Source organism: Collinsella aerofaciens (assembly GCF_040910245.1).
GTDB lineage: Bacteria > Actinomycetota > Coriobacteriia > Coriobacteriales > Coriobacteriaceae > Collinsella.
The window spans coordinates 1-17,250 of sequence record NZ_JBDGAY010000032.1 but is presented as its reverse complement, the minus strand read 5'-3'; the positions used below and the strand labels follow the sequence as shown (position 1 = coordinate 17,250).

Below are 17,250 nucleotides of genomic sequence, written 5' to 3'. Positions count from 1 at the left end.
GCGCTCAAGGCCGTCGCGAGGAAGCGGCTCAGGGCGATATACGCCGTGATGCGCGACCGGGTGCCCTACCGGGAGTAGCCCCGACGGTTGACAAAACTATAGGAACACCCAATGACTAGTCGATTAGGAGTATCATCGTCTGCGCAAATAAGCACGAAAGAGCATGTTAGAGATTGAGAGCGTATGGCTGATACCGCATCTAAGCACATTGACATGACAACCGGCTCGCTGTGGCGCAATATTCCCCTGTTCGCCTTCCCCGTGGCCGCCACGAGCATCTTGGAGCAGCTATCGAACCTCATCGCCACGGTCATCATCGGTAACTTCTCGGGCGACCAGGGAACCCTCGCCATGGCGGCGGTCGGCTCCAATGTTCCGCTTACCAGTCTTATGCTCAACCTGTTTATTGGCATATCGCTTGGCTCCAACGTGGTCATCGCCAACGCTATCGGCCGCAACGATCAGAACATGGTCAAACGCGCCGTCCATACCTCGATTTTAATGGCGCTCGTGGGCTTTGTCGTCATCGCTCTGGGCGAGATCTTTGCCGAGCCCATGCTCGCCGCGCTCAACGTTCCCGCCGAAACCATGCCGCTCGCTTCGCTCTACCTACGCGTCTTTTTGCTCAGCATGCCCTCAATCTTGCTCTACAACTTTGAAGCCGCAATCTTCCGCTCCGTCGGCATCACCCGCATGCCGCTGCAGGCGCTTGCCGTGTCCACCGTCCTCAACATTGGCCTGGACCTCATCTTTGTCCCCGTACTTCACTGGGGCGTCGCGGGCGTCGCCATCGCCACCGCCATCGCCTACACCGTCAGCGCCGCTACGCTCTTTATCCGCCTGCTCAAGACCGACTCCGTCATCCGCGTCACCCCACGCGACTTGGCTATCGACCCCGTCGCCCTCAAGCGCATCGTCAAGATCGGCCTGCCCGCCGGCATCCAAAGCGCTGTCTTTGCCGTCGCCAACATCATCATCCAGTCCGCCATCAACAGCCTGGGCACCGAGGTCATGGCAGCATCGAGCGCCGCCATGAGTCTGGAGTACGTGTGCTACAACCTGCTCAACAGCTTTAGCCAGGCGTGCACCACCTTTGTGGGACAAAATCACGGTGCCCGCCAGATCGACCGCTGCACCAAGACGCTCAAGGTCTGCCTGGTCGAAGGCGGTATCGTTGCACTCACCACGATCATCGTTATTGTCGGCCTGGGGCGCGAGATTTTGTCGCCCTTTAACAGCGACCCCAACATCGTCTCGATCGGCTATATCCGCGTATGTTCGATCTTCCCGGCGTACGCCTTTAGCATGTTCTACGAAAACATGTCCGGCTACCTGCGCGGCTTTGGCATCTCGCTCATGCCCGCCCTCATCACCATGATCTGTGTCTGCGGCATTCGCTTCTACTGGGTGTTCTGCGTGTTCCCGCACTTCCGCACCTTTGCGAACATCATGATGGTTTACCCCATCAGCCTGGGCACCACGGCGTTCTTTATGGTCGTGGCGGTACTACTTTGCCACCCGGCACGCACCTATCGCGCCACCAAAGCCAAAGCGACAGCCCGCTAAACACCGCACTCAACGCCACACCAGCCATTAATTGACAATATGCGAGCTCATATAGTCGATAAAGCGCCTCGTGGCGATGGGCATGGTGTCCCAGCTGCGCCAGGCGGCCACCACGTCGCGCGAGGGGGCATGCACGATGGGCCGCACGCGAATATCGGCCCGCATGCCCTCCACAGTACGACGGTAGAGCATGCTCACGCCCAGGCCCTCCTCCACCATCGCCATGATGGTGTAGTCGTCGGTCACCTCGCTCGTCACGTGCGGCGACAGCCCATGCGCCGCGAATGCATCGAGCACCAGACTCTGTTCGCCCTCATCCAACAGTACAAACGGCTCGGACGCCAGGTCGGCGAGCGTCACCTTTTCCTTTGCCGCCAGCGGATGCGCGGCCGGCAACAATGCCACCAGCTCGTCGTGATAGACCACGCGCTTCTCGAGCCCAGCGGTAAATCCGCGCGCCGTAAAGCAAAAATCAACCACGCCATCGTGCACCCATTGAGCGTTGCGCGTGTAATCGCCCTGTTTGAGGGTAAAGCGTACGCCCGGGTGCAGCGCACCAAAGTCGCGGATCACACGCGGCAGCACGGTACGACTCACGTTAGTAAACGTCGCGATGCGAATATCGGTCGACGAAAGCCCCAGCAGCTCTTGGCGCTTGCCCTCGAGCTCGACCTCGGCGGTCACAATCTGGCGCAGGTACGGCAGATATTGTTTACCGTCGCGCGTAAGCGAAACGCCCTGCTTACCACGCTCGATAAGCGTGGTGCCCAGCTCGCGCTCGAGCGCCTTGACGGCCTGGCTCACCGCGCTTTGCGTATAGCCCAGCTCGTCCGCCGCACGTTTCAGACTGCCGCAATCGACCACCATACAAACAATCTGATACCGCGATGCCATCGTGCCTCCACATCGATGTAGCTGTAAAACGTTTTGCCAGGGCTTTTCGTGCCTACTTTAGCATTTCTTAATCATACTGAAGATACATTCGCTTTACTACATCCAAATCTGGGAGCAGAATCCTTTTTGCGAAACCGTTCTGTAACAAAAGGAGTCCCATGGATCGCAAAAAAGCAATCGCGCTCTCATTTTCCGTTCCCGTCGCATGGGGCTTTTCGTATCCCCTCATGAAGATCGGTATGGACAGCATGAACGCCACGAGCATCGTCGCGCTACGCTGCATCATTGCCTTTGTGGTCTGCCTGCTGCTCTTCCACAAGCACGCGTTGCGCATCAACCGCGACCTTATGGTCCGTGCCGCCATCATCGGCGCCATTATGGCAACCGAGCTCACCTGCATGTGCCTGGGCTCCAGCCTCACCTCCGCCTCCACCGCCGGCTTTTTGCAGAGCCTGACGGTCGTGATCGTACCGTTTGCCAACGCCGCCCTGCTGCGTCGCGCCCCCGAGCGCAAAGTGCTCGTCGGCACCGCCATCGTCACCTGCGGTATGTTGCTGCTCTCGGGCGCCGACTTCACCAGCCTGAACCCGGGCGCGCTCATCATGCTGCTCTCCGCCTTTGTCTACGCCGGACACATCATTGTCGCCAAGCGCTTTGTCGAAGATGTCGATCCACTTGCTCTGGGCGTTTGGCAGCTGGGCTTCGGCGGCTTGTTCTCGGGCATCGCCGCATTCACCTTTGGCGGTTTCACGCTTCCCAGTACGCCCAGCGAGATCGTCGTTGTCGTCGCGCTCGCACTCATCTGCTCTGCCTATGGCTTTATCACCCAGACGCTCGTGCAGCCCCACGTGCCCGCCGAGACCACCGGCTTCGCCTTCTCGCTTGAGCCGGTCTGCTCCGCTGTCTTTTCGTTCTTTCTGGTTGGCGAGGTCCTGAGCCCCATCGCCTTCTTTGGCGCCGCCCTCATCCTCACCGGCGTCATGGTGGCAACCGTCGAGCTTCCGCGCCTCCGCGCACACGAACAGGCTCGCATGGCAGGAGCGCCCGAGCACGTCTCGTAGACCCCACTCTTCATACGGCCGTGGCATAAAGGCAACCGGTGCGCCTTTACAATAGATACCGACAGAGCATCTGCCATAAAGGAGCCCCATGGACACCGCAACTCGCGACCGCAACATAGCAACTTGGTTGGGCGATGCGCCGCAGCCGGTACGTGACACGACGAACCAGCTGCTCGAGCGCATCGCCCTTTTGCGTGCCGAGCAGACTATCTACCCGGCACAAGACGACATCCTCAATGCCCTCGCCTACACGCCGGCCGACCAGGTCAAAGTTGTCATCTTGGGTCAAGACCCCTATCACGGACCCAACCAGGCCATGGGGCTGTCGTTCTCGGTCCCCGCGACGCAAACCAAGTTGCCGCCGAGTTTGCGCAACATCTACAAGGAACTCAATGCCGATCTGGGTTGCCCCATTCCCGCCACAGGAGATCTAACGCCATGGGCACAACAGGGAGTCCTGCTTCTCAACACTACGCTCACCGTGCGCGAACACGCCGCGAACTCGCACGCCAAACTAGGCTGGAGCACGCTCACCGACTACGTTATCGAACGCTGCTGCCAGCTGCCCCAGTCGGTCGTCTTTTTGGCATGGGGTCGCTTTGCCCAGCAGATGGTTGAAGGCAAGCTCGCCGCAACCGGGGCGGGCAAGGCAACCGGCAAGTTCTGCCTGGCATCCACGCACCCCTCGCCGCTTTCGGCCAACCGTGCCACGGCAGAACTCCCCGCCTTTATGGGATCGCGCCCCTTCTCCGCTGCCAATCGGCTACTCGAACAGCACGGCTCGACCCCCGTCAACTGGACTTGCCTCGACTAAAAATCGATACATCAAAAATGCGCCCGACGGCTTTCCATCGGGCGCGTTTCCTATTCGGGCCAAATAAATTGCGTGCGGCCGGCCTCGCCGCCATCGATTAGCAGACTCTGTCCGGTCATAAACCGGTTGGTCACGCCCACAAAGTAGATCCACTCGGCAATCTCTTGGGCGGTGGCCCAGCGTTTAAGCGGCGTGAGCTCCATAATCTGGTTCCACAGGTGCTCGTCTTCCATCACGCAACGGTTGAGCGGCGTGATAACGCCGCCCGGGTCCACACTGTTGGCGATGGCCTGCGGCGCTAGACGGTTTGCAAGGTTCTTGGTGTAGGCGATAACGCCGCCCTTGCTGGCGGCATAGGCGGGAAACTCCGATCCCGTATGCCCACTCGCCGACCCCACATTGACCACGGATTTGATAGCCGGCGCCGGCTTGGCGGCAAGCCCCTCCCCCATAAAGGCATAGCGCTCGGTCACATTGATGGTGCCACACAGGTTGGCGGCGATGTCGTCGGCCGAATCCTGCGTACCGGCAACGTTCACGATTACCTGAGGCTCAAGGTCGACCGGAAACGAGTCCGGCTCGCGGACATCAACGATCAGATGGCGGTAGCGCTCATGTTCGACCGCCGCCGGCAAAAGATCAAAGCCCACGACCTCGTGACCCTCGTCCAAAAAACTCTGCACGCACGCGGCTCCGATACCGCCCGAAGCGCCCGTGATCAAAACCCGCATACTTGCTCCTTAGGCGGTTGCGTGGCGCTCGAGGTACTCGGAGCCCACGTTCTCGCGCTCCCAGCCGCGCACGACCTTGTAGCCCACGGGGCTCAGGAAGACCTCGCACAGCAGCTCGGCAACGGCACCCGTCAGCGAGCACATAAGGACCTGCACCCAGGTCCAACCAAAGAACGTGTGGCTCACCACAATGGCAAAGACCAGGTTGTCGATAAACTGGCCAACACCCGTGGACACATAGGAACGGAAGGCGAAGCTCGCAAAGTTATTCTTTTTGAGCATACGGCCGAGCGACTGGTTGAGCGTGGAGTTAACCACGGCAGAAACGAGCATTGCCAGCGAAGAGCCCAACACCACGTACCAGGTGCCGCCGATGGTGGCGTTAAGGGCGGTGTTGACCTCGATCATGCCCGTGTCGTAGTAAGCGCCCCACATGCCGGGCGTGAGCGAGCATGCCCAAAAGCACAGGCTCACGGCCAAGTTGACCAGCAGCGCGAGGATAGAGATTTTGATGGATGCCTTGGCGCCAAAGCGCTTGCAGATCATGTCCTGGCACAAAAACGAAACCCAGCTCACCACAAACCCGCAATCGAGTGCCAGATACGGCAGGCTGATAAGCTCCTTGTTGGCCAGCAGGTTCATCATGATGACGCTCACGAAAAACAGCGAAACCGTTGCCGCGGGAATGCTCCGCAACAGGACCTTGTAGTCCTCCATAACCTTCTTGATCATTATGTACTCCTTTGGTTTTAGGTTTAACGAGCAGGATATCGGACCCGAACTGCTCGGACGCCTCGGTCTTAAGACGACGGTGGGTATGATAGCCGCTCACACGGCATCAGGCAAGCAAACGGCGCGGCAGCCCCGCAGGACCACCGCGCCGATGCGTTAAAAGGCTACGTTGCCAAACTCCGACAGGATAAGGTCGGGGTTGTGGTCGGTTGCCCAATCCACGTTCCACGGGCTCGTGAACAGCAGCAGCTTGCCGCCGCGCATGTCCTCGACGCGCAACGTGTCGCGCGTGAGCGAAAGACCCGGGATATCGATGGTATCGGGGTCGTTTTGGATCCAGCGGATGTCCGTATAGGGCAGCGGCTGGCGACGAACCTCAACACGGTACTCGGCCTTAAGGCGACGCTCGAGCACCTCAAACTGCAGCACGCCGACCACGCCCACGATGACGCTCTCCATGCCGGCACCCAGCTCGCGGAAGATCTGGATGGCGCCCTCCTGGGCAAGCTCCTCCATGCCCTTGACGAACTGCTTGCGCTTGAGCGTGTCGACCTGCGTAATGCGAGCGAACATCTCGGGGGCAAACGTCGGGATCTGCGGATACTGCACATGGCGCTTGCCGGAGCACACAGTGTCGCCGATGCTAAAGATACCCGGGTCGAACAGGCCCACGATATCGCCCGCGTACGCCTCGTCCACGATGGCGCGGTCATCGGCCATCATCGACGTGCCCGTGGCAAGCTTGAGCTTGCGGTTGCCCTGCACGTGGAAGGCGTCCATGCCGCGCTCGAACTTGCCCGAGCAAATGCGCACAAAGGCGATGCGGTCACGGTGGTTCTTGTCCATGTTGGCCTGGATCTTAAACACAAAGCCGCTAAAGTCGTCGCGGCAGGGATCGACCGGTTCGCTGGTGAGCGTATCGGTATAGGCGCGCGGCGTCGGGGCCAGACGCAGGAACTCCTTAAGGAATGGCTCCACGCCAAAGTTGGTGAGCGCCGAGCCAAAGAACGCCGGGCTCAGCTTGCCGCAGGCCACGGCATCCAAGTCGAGCTCGTCGCCGGCACCATCGAGCAGCTCGATGTCGTCCATTAGGTTCTTATGGTTCTCCTCGCCGATGAGCTCGTCCATGGAAGGATCGCCCAGCTCAGCCTCGACCTCGGCGACCTTCTTGGTGGCGTTGGCGTGACCGTCGCCCTCAAAGGCGATAACGCGACGGGTCTGACGATCGAACACACCGCGGAAATTGCGGCCGCTGCCGATCGGCCAGTTCATGGGATACGTATTGATACCCAGGACGTTCTCGATCTCTTCCATGAGCTCAAACGGATCGCGAGCCTCGTGGTCGAGCTTGTTCACAAAGGTGAAGATGGGAATGTGGCGCAGCGTGCAGACCTTAAAGAGCTTCTTGGTCTGGGCCTCGACGCCCTTAGCGCCGTCGATGACCATGACCGCGGCGTCGGCGGCCATAAGGGTACGGTAGGTATCCTCCGAGAAGTCCTGGTGGCCGGGGGTATCGAGGATGTTGACGCAGGCGCCGTTGTAGGTGAACTGCAGCACCGAGGAGGTAACGGAGATACCGCGCTCCTTCTCGATGTCCATCCAGTCCGAGACGGCATGCTTGGCCGAGCTCTTGCCCTTGACCGAGCCGGCAGTCTGGATGCTGCCGGTATAGAGCAGCAGCTTCTCGGTAAGCGTGGTCTTACCGGCGTCCGGGTGGCTGATGATCGCGAATGTGCGGCGCGACGAGATTTCATCCGACAGGCTTGCCATGCGGATCCTTTCTTGCATTAAGTGCATTACGTCGATGTAACCGTACTATTGTAGCCGCGAAATCTCGGCATAGGGCACCTATCAGGACAAATTCATCAGTTGGGGCCTAGGTAGCAGTCGATGGCGGCACTCCGCAGCAGTTCGTCTCGATCTGTAACATCTAGACGGTTTTTGAACCTCTACCTGTTACAGATTTAGACAAACAGGTGGACGTCCCAGAAAGATCTCGATCTGTAACATCTAGCCACTCAAAACGGGTCCATCTGTTACAGATTGAGATATAAGGGTAGACGGGTGGCCAATGTCTCGATCTATAACATCTACCAGCCAAAATCTTCTCCAGTTGTTACAGATTTAGACAAACAGGTGGGGCCCGCCAGCAAAATCTCAATCTGTAACAGGTAGCCGTCCAAATCGGTTCCAGATGTTACAGATTGAGATGGATGAACGAACGGACAATCCCTATTTGCCTCTTGCGTAACTGTGCATAGTGTATATATACTGTGCTTACCGGTTATATACACGTGTAGCCCAACAGCTAAGGAGCCGCTGTGGACATCATCCTATCCAATTCGAGCGACAAGCCCATCTACGAGCAAATAGCCTCGCAGGTCAAAGCTCAGATCCTTTCGGGCACACTCGCTGCGGGAGCCAAACTCCCCAGCATCCGTGCACTCGCGAGCGATCTTGGCGTGAGCGTCATCACCACCAAGCGCGCCTACGCCGACCTGGAGCAGCTCGGGTTTATCTGCACCGTGCAGGGCAAGGGCTGTTTTGTCGCCGACGGCAACCAAGAGCTCTTGCGTGAAAACCAGCTCTGCCATATCGAAGAGCTGCTCGCGAAAGCGGCAAGCCAAGCCGAGGCCCTGGGCGTCACGCGCGACAAGCTGCACGAGATGCTCGACCTGGTAGCCCCCGAAACCATGCAGTAGCCATCTGCAAGAAAGGCTATACCATGCAAAACCTTTTAGAACTCAAAGGCATCTCACGCCATGTGAGTGACCGTTTTTCGCTGCGCGACGTCACGCTTGCCGTGGAGCCTGGCCAGATCGTCGGCTTTGTGGGTGCCAACGGTGCCGGCAAAACAACGACGATTCGAGCCGCGCTTGGGCTTATCAAACTCGATGCCGGCGAGGTACACCTGTTTGGGCAGCACTGTGGCGCCGACGCACCCGGTGAGGCGCAGCGCTGCCTGCGTTCCCACATCGGTCTTGTCCTGGACACGTGCCCCTTCCCTTCCACGCTCAAGGTGGCCGAGGTCGAGGCACTCGTAGGCTCAGCGTACCCCACCTGGAACCATGACACGTTCACCGGCCTCATCGATCGATTTGGCCTCGACCCCAAGGCAAAGGTCAAAGACCTCTCCCGCGGCATGGGTATGAAGCTGCAGCTCGCGTGTGCGCTCAGCCACAAGGCCGAGCTGCTCATCCTGGACGAAGCCACGGCAGGCCTCGACCCCATGGCACGCGAGGAACTGCTCGACGAGCTGCTCGCCTTTGTTGCCGACGGACAGCACGGCGTATTGTTCTCGAGCCACATTACATCCGATCTCGAACGTGCCGCCGACCGTGTTATCTGCATCGATAACGGCTCGATCGTGTTCGATATGCCGCGCGAGGACATTACCGACCGCGCCGGCATCGCCCGCTGCACCCAGGCGCAAGCTGTCGAGCTGATGGCTTGCGTCGAAGGCGCCCGCGCCACCCGTCATGCCTACAGCGTGGACGTACTCGTACCCAACCGTCGCGAAACACTCGAGGCCTTCCCCGAGATTCCCTGCGATCGGGCAACCATTGATGACTATCTGCGCCTCATGCTGAAAGGGGCTTCGAAATGAAACGCGCCTTTATGTCCGAACTCGCCATCGTTCGCACGCTCATCCCGAGCATCGCGGGCGTCGGCCTGTTTTTATTCGTCGTGCTGTCCCTCGCCAACACGTCGGTCGGCGACTCTGGCACAAGTGCCGGCGCCTGTGCGGTCAGTGCCATGTCGCCCATCATGGTCATGAGCTCGCTGGCCGGCTTCGACAATCAAAATAGCTGGGAGCGTTATCGGGCAACGCTGCCCTTCTCGCGCAAAGACATTATTTGTGCACGCTACCTGAGCGTTATTGTCTTCTCCGCCGTCATGGCATGTGCAGCTACGCTTTTGAGTATCGTCGCCATCCCGCTCTTCAACAGCGCGGGCATTACTTCGACGGGACAGACGGTCTTTGAAATCGCAATCGCCTCGGCAGCCTCGATGCTCATTTCCCTCATGATGGTGTTTTTGGCGCAGCCGCTGTTCTTTCGATTTGGACACATGGAGGCGCTGCGCCTATCCGTCGGCCTGTTTGCCATGCTCGGGTGCCTTACCATGGCAACGTTGAGTTCCTCCAACCCCATCAGCAACTGGCTCATGTCGATTGCCGGAGCGAATCCCGATCCCGCCGTCCTTGGCTGTCTGTGCGCAGGAATTGCCGTACTGGCCCTCGTGCTATGTGCAATCAGCTGCACCATCAGCATCAAGGTCTATCGAGCACGCGACCTGTAATCGACAGCTAAAGGGCTTGGGCGGCACCCCACCTCATTTACTAGATAAGAAGAAGCAGCAACAACGTCGCTACCACCCTTCACGACATGCCGTTTAGATCTCGGCAACCAAAGAGAAGCCGACAGCATATCTTCGATTCGAGCCTTAACCAAATGCCCTCTCGAGCTATGGCCCCTGTCTCACCACAGCGATATCAAAGCTTCATGGCGGGACGGTATCATCGGACGAGCGCCGTAATCTGGCGCGGTCGTTCTTTGGGGAGGCATTTCACCCGTGTCGTGGGTCGCAGCAGCATTTGTGTCGGCTTTCTTTGCCGGCATCACATCTATCCTGGCCAAATGCGGCATCAAGCAGACCGACTCCGATGTCGCGACGGCCATTCGCACCTGCGTGGTGCTCGTTTTCGCCTGGGCAATGGCGGGCATTTCTGGATCCATTGGAACCATTGGCAGCATCGAATCCAGATCCTGGCTCTTTCTCGTCCTCTCGGGACTCGCCACCGGTGCTTCGTGGATCTGTTACTTTAAGGCGTTGGGCATCGGAGACGTCAATAAGGTCGTACCAGTCGACAAGATGAGCACCGTACTCGCTGCACTGATCGCCATCGTGCTTTTTGGCGAGACGAGCAACCTTGCGGTTAAGCTCGTGGGAACCGCTGTCATCACCCTCGGCACATTTTTAATGATCGAGAAGAAGCAGTCCGCCGGACCCGAGCAGCAGCAAGACCGGACCTGGCTCGCTTACGCCCTCGGTGCCGCCGCGTTCGCGGCGCTCACGTCCATCCTTGCCAAGGTTGGCATCGAAGGCGTCGAGTCCAACCTGGCCACGGCAATCCGTACCTGTGTGGTACTGGTTATGGCATGGGCAATCGTGGCAGCCAAGGGAAAACTGGAGCAGGTCGCGCACGCTGACCGGCGCGAACTCACATTTCTCGCAACATCGGGCATCGCGACCGGAGCATCGTGGCTGCTCTATTACTATGCCATCGCTGCAGGCCAGGTGAGTGTCGTGGTGCAGATCGACAAACTATCGATTGTCGTATCGGTACTATTTGCGCGCCTGGCATTCAACGAAAAACTCTCACGACGCAGCGCCATCGGTCTCGCCCTCATCGTCCTGGGCACCGCCGCGCTCGCAGTTTGGAAGTAGCGCGGCCAGCGGCCGCTACATCCTCACACCTGGCCTGGGATGCCTGTACTGACCGTGGGATGCCGTGCGCTTACCGTGCGAGATGGCAAATTTGGGACAACAGTGCAGGCAACGAAGGCAGGCTGCGCACTCCGGCTTTGTCCAGACGGGAAGGCCGCCTCGCATCTCAATCGCCGCCATGGGGCAGCGCTTGGCACACAGGCCGCAGCCGATGCAGCGATCGGCATCGACAGCAAACTTGCTCGTCTGTTGCATGCGCGGCAGCCCAATTGCGTGATACGCGCACGATGCAAACAGAGGCACGCGATGGCGCATCATGTTGCCCGTGCGGCGCGCCCGCACCGCCTCGATCACGGCATCAATCTGCGCCTCGGCAGCCCTATTGATACCCTCAACCTTTTGAGGGTCAGACAGGTCGAAAACAGGCGTCCAGGTATCGGGCATCTTGACGCTCATCGCCGCATCTAACTCGAGCCCACGCTCGTGTAGCAGATCGCGGGCGAACTTGGCCGATTGCCCAGTCGTCGAACCATATGTCGAGACATAGAACGTATAGGGGCGCTCGCCGCCCTTTGTGCCGGCAGCAACCGATAGGTCGACAGTCTTCAAAAACTCGATCATTGGCGTCGGCAAGCCCCAGGCGTATACCGGGGCGACAAACCCCAGCCGACGGGGGCCTTCCATCACAGCAAGGTGAAGGATCTCGGCATCAAAGCGCTCAATCGACATAACTTTGTCGTCTGTCGCCGCTGCAATGCGACGCGCCACATGATCGCTGTTCCCCGTCGCGCTAAAGTACAGAATCATCTCGCACCTCTGGAATTGACTCGTGAAAAAGCGCGCTACTTGCGCAGCGGCTTGGGCAGTGGAACGCCGGCGGCGATGGCTGCGGCGATGATCATGCAGACGATACCCTTGAGTGGGAAGCACATGAGCAGCAGGCCCACGACCATGACCGGCTGGCGCATGACAGCGCCCATCGTCGAGGCCGTGCAGACGGCGACGCAAAAGACCGGATCGGCACCGGTAAGAATGGCAAGACCATAGCCCAGGCTTACGCCCGAGAAGATAACGGGGAAGAAGTGGCCTCCGCGCCAACCCAAGTTGATGAGGGCGGGGGTCAGCATGGCTTTGACAAGACCGGTCGCGATAAGCACGCCGGCGGGAATGGTCAGGTAGGTTTCCATGAGCACGTCGGCCTGGGTCTCGCCGGCAAACATGGTGTAGGGCAGGACCGTGCCGCAGATGGCGAGCGCCAGACCGGCCAGCATGGCTTTGACGACAGGACAATCACCTATTGCATGGGACAGCGCCTCGCTTGCATGCTCGGAGACAAAGTACAGCCAGCCGCAAACGGTGCCGACCAACGCCAACGGAATGAGCCAGGCAAGTTCCAAGTTGCCCACCTCGGCGGACTCGAACCTGGGCATGCCCATGCCGCCGCCCACAAGCTGGCCAAGCAGCAGGTAGGTGCCCAGACCGCCGGCAATCGCAATGCCGTAGACCATCGTCTTTTGCGCCTTGGGCAACTTGATGGTGACCTCGCCGGACGCAGAGCCCTCGTCGCCGTCGGCGCTACCGGCGAGCGGTGCCACGAAGCCAAAGACGGGCGCCGTAAAGAGCGCCGTCAGGGCAGCCTGGGTGCCCAGCAGCGTGAGCTCCCTAAACTCGGCGCCAAAGCGACGCATGCGGTCGCCGACCCAGCTGCACAGACCCGCGATAACACCGGTCAGGCCGGCCTCCGGTCCAATGCTGCCGCCAAACAGCAGCGGCAGCAATGCCGCGAGCGAAAGCTTGCCCAGGTTGTCGTAGGGGTAGTGCCCGTCTTGCTTGACCTTAGCCATCACCTGGTTGAGGTCATCGGTCCTGGTGCCCGTCATCTTTTCGTACAGACCGATTAGCAGGCCGCCCAGCAGGCAGACAAAAAACGGATACGGCAAAAAGCCAAACGGGCCGCTGGCAAGCTCGGGCGAAGCGACGCCCAGCGCGTGCGGAATCTCTGTCCATAGATAGTCGATACCGTGCTCCATCGCAAAAAAGAACAGCCAGACTGCGGCACCCGCGAGTGCGCCGGTCACAGCAACGCTGGCCAAAAACAGCGCTCGGTTCGTGGGTTTAGCGAGCTTATCCATCGGGTCCTCCCGCGGTCAAAGTCGATATAGTTATGTTTTATTGTAGAGCGAGCGTTGCCCGAACGAGCCAACCGTCTGCGCCGCAAACGGCACCATTGGGAGCCATAGCGGGACAGGCTCAAGACTCATCCGTTGATAATCGAGACAATCTCGCGCAAATCGTCGGCAAAGTAGATGCCGTGCTGGCGCCTCGGGCTCGAAAGCCCTTTATCAATCATGTGCCCGAGCAGCGCCTTGAGGTCGTTGTAGTAACCGTCCAGGTTATACAGGATGCACGGAGCACTCAGGTGCCCCAACGACACCGCGGACATGACCTCGGCAATCTCCTCGAGCGTGCCCGTCCCACCGGGAAAGGCGATGAACGCATCGCCGAGCTCAATCATCTTGGCTTTGCGCTCGGCCATATCACTCGTCACGATGAGGTCGTCGATACCGTCATGTTGAAACTCGGCCTCGATAAAAAAGCTCGGCTCAACACCCGTCACGTGTCCGCCAGCATCGAGCACGCTATCGGCGAGCGCACCCATCAGGCCCGATTTGGACCCGCCGTATACCAACGCGTGTCCGTTGGCGCCAATCCAGTTGCCCAGCTCCTGTACCGCAGGCAGAAATGCTGGGTCGTTACCGACACTGGCACCCAGATACACGGTGATATTCATATTCAGTCCCCCTCATCGTGACGCGCGGCGCCCGCTCTAGCGTTGGCGGCGCCGATATTCGCGCACGCGGCGCGACAGGTCGGCGAGCTGGTCGCGATCGAGCTCTTCCAAATGCTCAAGATCGTCCATAAAGCGCGCCATGGTGTCCTTTTGACGCATCTTGATGAGCGTATTGCAGTAGTTCACCGCCACGCCCGTGAGCATGGCGATGTAGAAGATACTAATAACGCTCAAGACGACGGTAATAGCGCGGGCAACCGGTGTTTCGGCCGGAATGTCGCCAAAGCCGATGGTCGAGACCGTCTCGAAGCTAAACCAAAGTCCATCGCCAAAGGTGAGGGTCGTAGGCTCGGACAGCCAGACAGCCGTCGAGCACAGCAGGTAAAAGATAAGAAACAGACCCGTGATGCGCGCAAAGCCAGCCTGTCGCAGCACATCGGCAAGCGTCCTCAACTTGTTCATCGCGACCCCTTTTCCCAGACGCCCAATCACGTTCGCCCGGTATTGTCCCACAACCGGCAGCTAAGGACGTTCCTTTTGTGCCGGCAGAAAGGGACTGTCCCCAGCTGCCGGGCGGGAGCGTTTAGCGGTACAGCTGCCAACTGGGCAGGCTGAGCTGGTATCCTTATGCGGTAATGTCTCGATTCGTTAGGATTGCATGTGAGAGCTGCCACTGCCCTTCGTTCAGTTATATGTCGCGCCCTGACCATTGTGCTTGCCGCGCTTGCCGTGCTGAGTTCAATCGCGCCTGTTCAGGCTTTTGCCGATGACTCTAGTCAGCCAGTCAAGACGGTCCGCGTTGGTTGGCTCGTCAACAACGAGGGCTTCCAGGACGGCACCCCCGGCGAGCGTCTCTCGGGATGGGGTTACGAGTACCTCCAGACCCTGTCGTACTACACGCCCGGCTGGCGGTACGAATACGTCTCCGGCACCTTCACCGAGCTTTTGGACATGCTCGAGGCGGGCGAGATCGACCTCATGCCCAACATCTCCTACTCCGAGGAACGTGCCCAAAAGCTGCTCTTTTCCTCGAACCCCGAGGGCACCGAGCGCTACTTCATCTACGCCAAGCCCGATCGCGACGATCTGGCCAAGGGTGACCCCCAAGCGCTCCAAGGCCTTACCATCGGCTGCAACCCCGGCGTTATGCAAACCTTCGTTGGCCAGCAGTGGCTCGCCAACGAAGGCATTACCTGCACCTATAAAGAAATCAACACTGGCGGTGCCCTCTTTGACGCGCTCGCAAACAACGAGGTCGATGCCATCATCATGAACGACACGACCTCGTCACCCAGCGCCTCCCCCATGTTCTACATTGGTTCGAGCGACTACTATTTTGCCGTCCCCAAAAGCCGCCCCGACCTGATGGACGACATCAATGCCGCCATGTCGGCAATCGCCCGCGTCAACCCACGCTATATCGACGAAGTCAAATCTAACTACTCGGCCCAAAACAGCGGTTCATCATCGCTCAACGGCCCCGAACGTTCCTGGCTCAAAACAAATGACAACACCATCACGCTCGGCTACATTACGGGCAGACTCCCCTACTGCAACGAAGACGAAAACGGCGAAATGGAAGGCTCGCTCGCATCGCTTGCGACGACGTTGCACGATAAATTTGGCATTACGGTCAAAACCGTCGCCTTTGATAGCTACAAGATGATGTCAAATGCCCTGTCAAAGGGAAGCATAGACGTTGTGCTGCCGGTATACCGAGATTACTGGTTTGCCGAGCAATCAGGCGTTGTGCAGTCGATATCGTTGGGGACCATATCCCTCACCGCCATCCACACCGGCAGCGACCTGAACAAAGACCTTCAGAACATCGCCTGTACCAAATCATCGTTTGTCAACAAAAATGCACTTGAAAGTCTGTTCCCCACAGCGACCGTGACCGAATACCAATCCGACGATGAAGCGTTCGACGCCCTCAGGAAGGGAACGGCGCACTGCATCGTCGCTCCCAGCTCACGCATAAAAACCATCGGCGACCGTCATGATTTCAAGGACTACGAGACGGTCGAGCTCCCTGACACCTGTGAGCTCTCGTGCTGGATTTCGCGCGGAAAGCCCGAGCTGCTGGGAATCATCAACAAGGGCATCATCAATGCCGGAGAATCGCTCTCCGCAAGCAATTACTCCTCCACGTCGTACACGACCCAGGAATCAGACACGCTTCAATTCCTTTTTCGCAACCGCACCGCCATTGCCGCTACCCTCATCGGTATGTTGTCGGTCGGCATCGTCCTGCTCATCTGGGCGCTCGTGCGCGCTCGAACCGAGCGCAAAAAAGCCGACGCTGCCAACGCCGCTAAGACGGCATTCCTCACGCGCATGAGCCACGACATCCGTACGCCGCTCAACGGTATCCTGGGCCTTATCGAGATTGAGGAATTGAAGGAAGGCGATATCAAGGTCGCCCGCGAGAGCCGTGCCAAGGCGCGCGTTGCCGCCAATCACCTGCTCTCGCTAATCAACGACATCCTCGAGATGGGCAAAATCGAAGACCGCAAGCTAACACTGGAGCATGCGCCTTTTAACCTCAAAGAGCTCTGTGACAATACGCTGGTTCTGTGCAAGCTCCGCGCGTCCAGTAACGGCATCACCATGCAGGACAATAGTCTGCCGTACGCCACGGGGCCATACATGATCGGCAGTCCCACCCATATCCGACAGATCATGATCAACCTGTTAGACAACAGCATTAAGTACAACAAGCACGGCGGCTCCGTCACCTTTAGTTCAAAGACCAAGCCACTCGATAACGGGCGCGCGCTCTTTTGCTTTAGCGTTTCGGATACCGGCATTGGCATGACTCCCGAGTTTTTAAAGCATATCTATGAGCCGTTTGCCCAAGAAGGTGACGATGCGCGCAGCAAGTTCCAAGGAACCGGCATGGGCATGCCAATCGTCAAGTCGCTTATTGAACTGATGGGCGGCACCATCGAAGTCACCAGTGAGCTCCATGTGGGCACCTCGTTCTACGTGGAGATTCCGCTCGATATCGACGAGAATCCCCAGGCGCGGGCGAATACGGTTGAGAGTGCGCCCGACTGCTCGCTCACCGACATGAACGTGCTGCTCGCCGAAGACAACGAATTGAATGCCGAGATTGCCCAGACGCTGCTAGAATCAGAACCACCCTTAAAAAGGGTGGTTTGCTCTTAGGGTATAACCCACGGGCCCCGGGCTCGCGTCTAAAGGCGC

At 58.9% G+C, this 17,250-nt stretch carries 16 protein-coding genes; 8 read left to right on the top strand and 8 right to left on the bottom strand.

The window, feature by feature from the left end:
* Positions 1 to 183 precede the first annotated feature (183 nt).
* Positions 184 to 1,566 (top strand): MATE family efflux transporter, encoded by a 1,383-nt coding sequence (locus tag AB5Z20_RS09425; protein ID WP_368157113.1) that lies wholly within the window; start codon positions 184 to 186, stop codon positions 1,564 to 1,566.
* Positions 1,567 to 1,593: 27 nt separating this feature from the next.
* Here AB5Z20_RS09425 and AB5Z20_RS09420 read toward each other — a convergent pair whose 3' ends face one another.
* Positions 1,594 to 2,460, bottom strand: a complete 867-nt coding sequence (locus tag AB5Z20_RS09420) for a LysR family transcriptional regulator (RefSeq protein WP_368157111.1) — start codon at positions 2,458 to 2,460, stop codon at positions 1,594 to 1,596.
* A 158-nt stretch (positions 2,461 to 2,618) separates the two neighbouring features.
* Here AB5Z20_RS09420 and AB5Z20_RS09415 point away from each other — a divergent pair, with 158 nt between their 5' ends.
* Positions 2,619 to 3,521 carry a DMT family transporter gene (locus AB5Z20_RS09415; RefSeq protein WP_368157109.1) on the top strand — a complete coding sequence of 301 codons (903 nt, stop codon included), beginning with the start codon at positions 2,619 to 2,621 and terminating at the stop codon, positions 3,519 to 3,521.
* 88 nt (positions 3,522 to 3,609) lie between these two features.
* A complete protein-coding gene (locus tag AB5Z20_RS09410) occupies positions 3,610 to 4,335 on the top strand; it encodes a uracil-DNA glycosylase (RefSeq protein ID WP_368157107.1) in 726 nt (241 codons plus the stop codon).
* Between the two features lie 50 nt (positions 4,336 to 4,385).
* Here AB5Z20_RS09410 and AB5Z20_RS09405 read toward each other — a convergent pair whose 3' ends face one another.
* The 3 genes from AB5Z20_RS09405 to AB5Z20_RS09395 form a co-directional block, all read right to left on the bottom strand.
* Entirely contained in the window at positions 4,386 to 5,066 is a 681-nt protein-coding gene (locus AB5Z20_RS09405) for an SDR family NAD(P)-dependent oxidoreductase (protein WP_368157106.1), read from the bottom strand.
* Between the two features lie 9 nt (positions 5,067 to 5,075).
* Positions 5,076 to 5,798: a VUT family protein gene (locus tag AB5Z20_RS09400; RefSeq protein WP_022093974.1), complete on the bottom strand. Its 723-nt coding sequence runs from the start codon at positions 5,796 to 5,798 to the stop codon at positions 5,076 to 5,078.
* Between the two features lie 156 nt (positions 5,799 to 5,954).
* Positions 5,955 to 7,568: a peptide chain release factor 3 gene (locus AB5Z20_RS09395; RefSeq protein ID WP_055286676.1), complete on the bottom strand. Its 1,614-nt coding sequence runs from the start codon at positions 7,566 to 7,568 to the stop codon at positions 5,955 to 5,957.
* Positions 7,569 to 8,119: 551 nt separating this feature from the next.
* On the opposite strand from AB5Z20_RS09395, the gene AB5Z20_RS09390 reads away from it, so the two are divergent.
* From AB5Z20_RS09390 to AB5Z20_RS09375, 4 genes are all read left to right on the top strand, one after another.
* Positions 8,120 to 8,500 (top strand): GntR family transcriptional regulator, encoded by a 381-nt coding sequence (locus AB5Z20_RS09390; RefSeq protein WP_195544227.1) that lies wholly within the window; start codon positions 8,120 to 8,122, stop codon positions 8,498 to 8,500.
* Positions 8,501 to 8,523: 23 nt separating this feature from the next.
* A complete protein-coding gene (locus tag AB5Z20_RS09385; RefSeq protein WP_368157104.1) occupies positions 8,524 to 9,405 on the top strand; it encodes an ABC transporter ATP-binding protein in 882 nt (293 codons plus the stop codon).
* On the top strand, positions 9,402 to 10,100 hold the full coding sequence (locus AB5Z20_RS09380; protein WP_368157102.1) for an ABC-2 transporter permease: 699 nt from the start codon (positions 9,402 to 9,404) through the stop codon (positions 10,098 to 10,100). Before AB5Z20_RS09385 ends, AB5Z20_RS09380 begins: the two co-directional genes overlap by 4 nt.
* Positions 10,101 to 10,373: 273 nt before the next feature.
* The gene (locus tag AB5Z20_RS09375; protein ID WP_368157101.1) at positions 10,374 to 11,249 is read left to right on the top strand and encodes an EamA family transporter; all 876 of its coding nucleotides are present in this window, start codon (positions 10,374 to 10,376) and stop codon (positions 11,247 to 11,249) included.
* Between the two features lie 15 nt (positions 11,250 to 11,264).
* On the opposite strand, the gene AB5Z20_RS09370 is transcribed toward AB5Z20_RS09375, so the two are convergent.
* The 4 genes from AB5Z20_RS09370 to AB5Z20_RS09355 form a co-directional block, all read right to left on the bottom strand.
* Positions 11,265 to 12,056 (bottom strand): EFR1 family ferrodoxin, encoded by a 792-nt coding sequence (locus AB5Z20_RS09370; RefSeq protein WP_368157099.1) that lies wholly within the window; start codon positions 12,054 to 12,056, stop codon positions 11,265 to 11,267.
* 35 nt (positions 12,057 to 12,091) lie between these two features.
* Entirely contained in the window at positions 12,092 to 13,381 is a 1,290-nt protein-coding gene (locus tag AB5Z20_RS09365; RefSeq protein WP_368157097.1) for a chloride channel protein, read from the bottom strand.
* A 125-nt stretch (positions 13,382 to 13,506) separates the two neighbouring features.
* The gene (locus AB5Z20_RS09360) at positions 13,507 to 14,040 is read right to left on the bottom strand and encodes a TIGR00730 family Rossman fold protein (protein WP_117746143.1); all 534 of its coding nucleotides are present in this window, start codon (positions 14,038 to 14,040) and stop codon (positions 13,507 to 13,509) included.
* Between the two features lie 36 nt (positions 14,041 to 14,076).
* Entirely contained in the window at positions 14,077 to 14,502 is a 426-nt protein-coding gene (locus AB5Z20_RS09355; protein WP_117746142.1) for a potassium channel family protein, read from the bottom strand.
* A gap of 198 nt (positions 14,503 to 14,700) precedes the next feature.
* Between AB5Z20_RS09355 and AB5Z20_RS09350 the strand changes: the two genes are divergently transcribed.
* Entirely contained in the window at positions 14,701 to 17,211 is a 2,511-nt protein-coding gene (locus AB5Z20_RS09350; protein ID WP_368157095.1) for an ATP-binding protein, read from the top strand.
* The last annotated feature ends 39 nt before the right edge of the window (positions 17,212 to 17,250 follow it).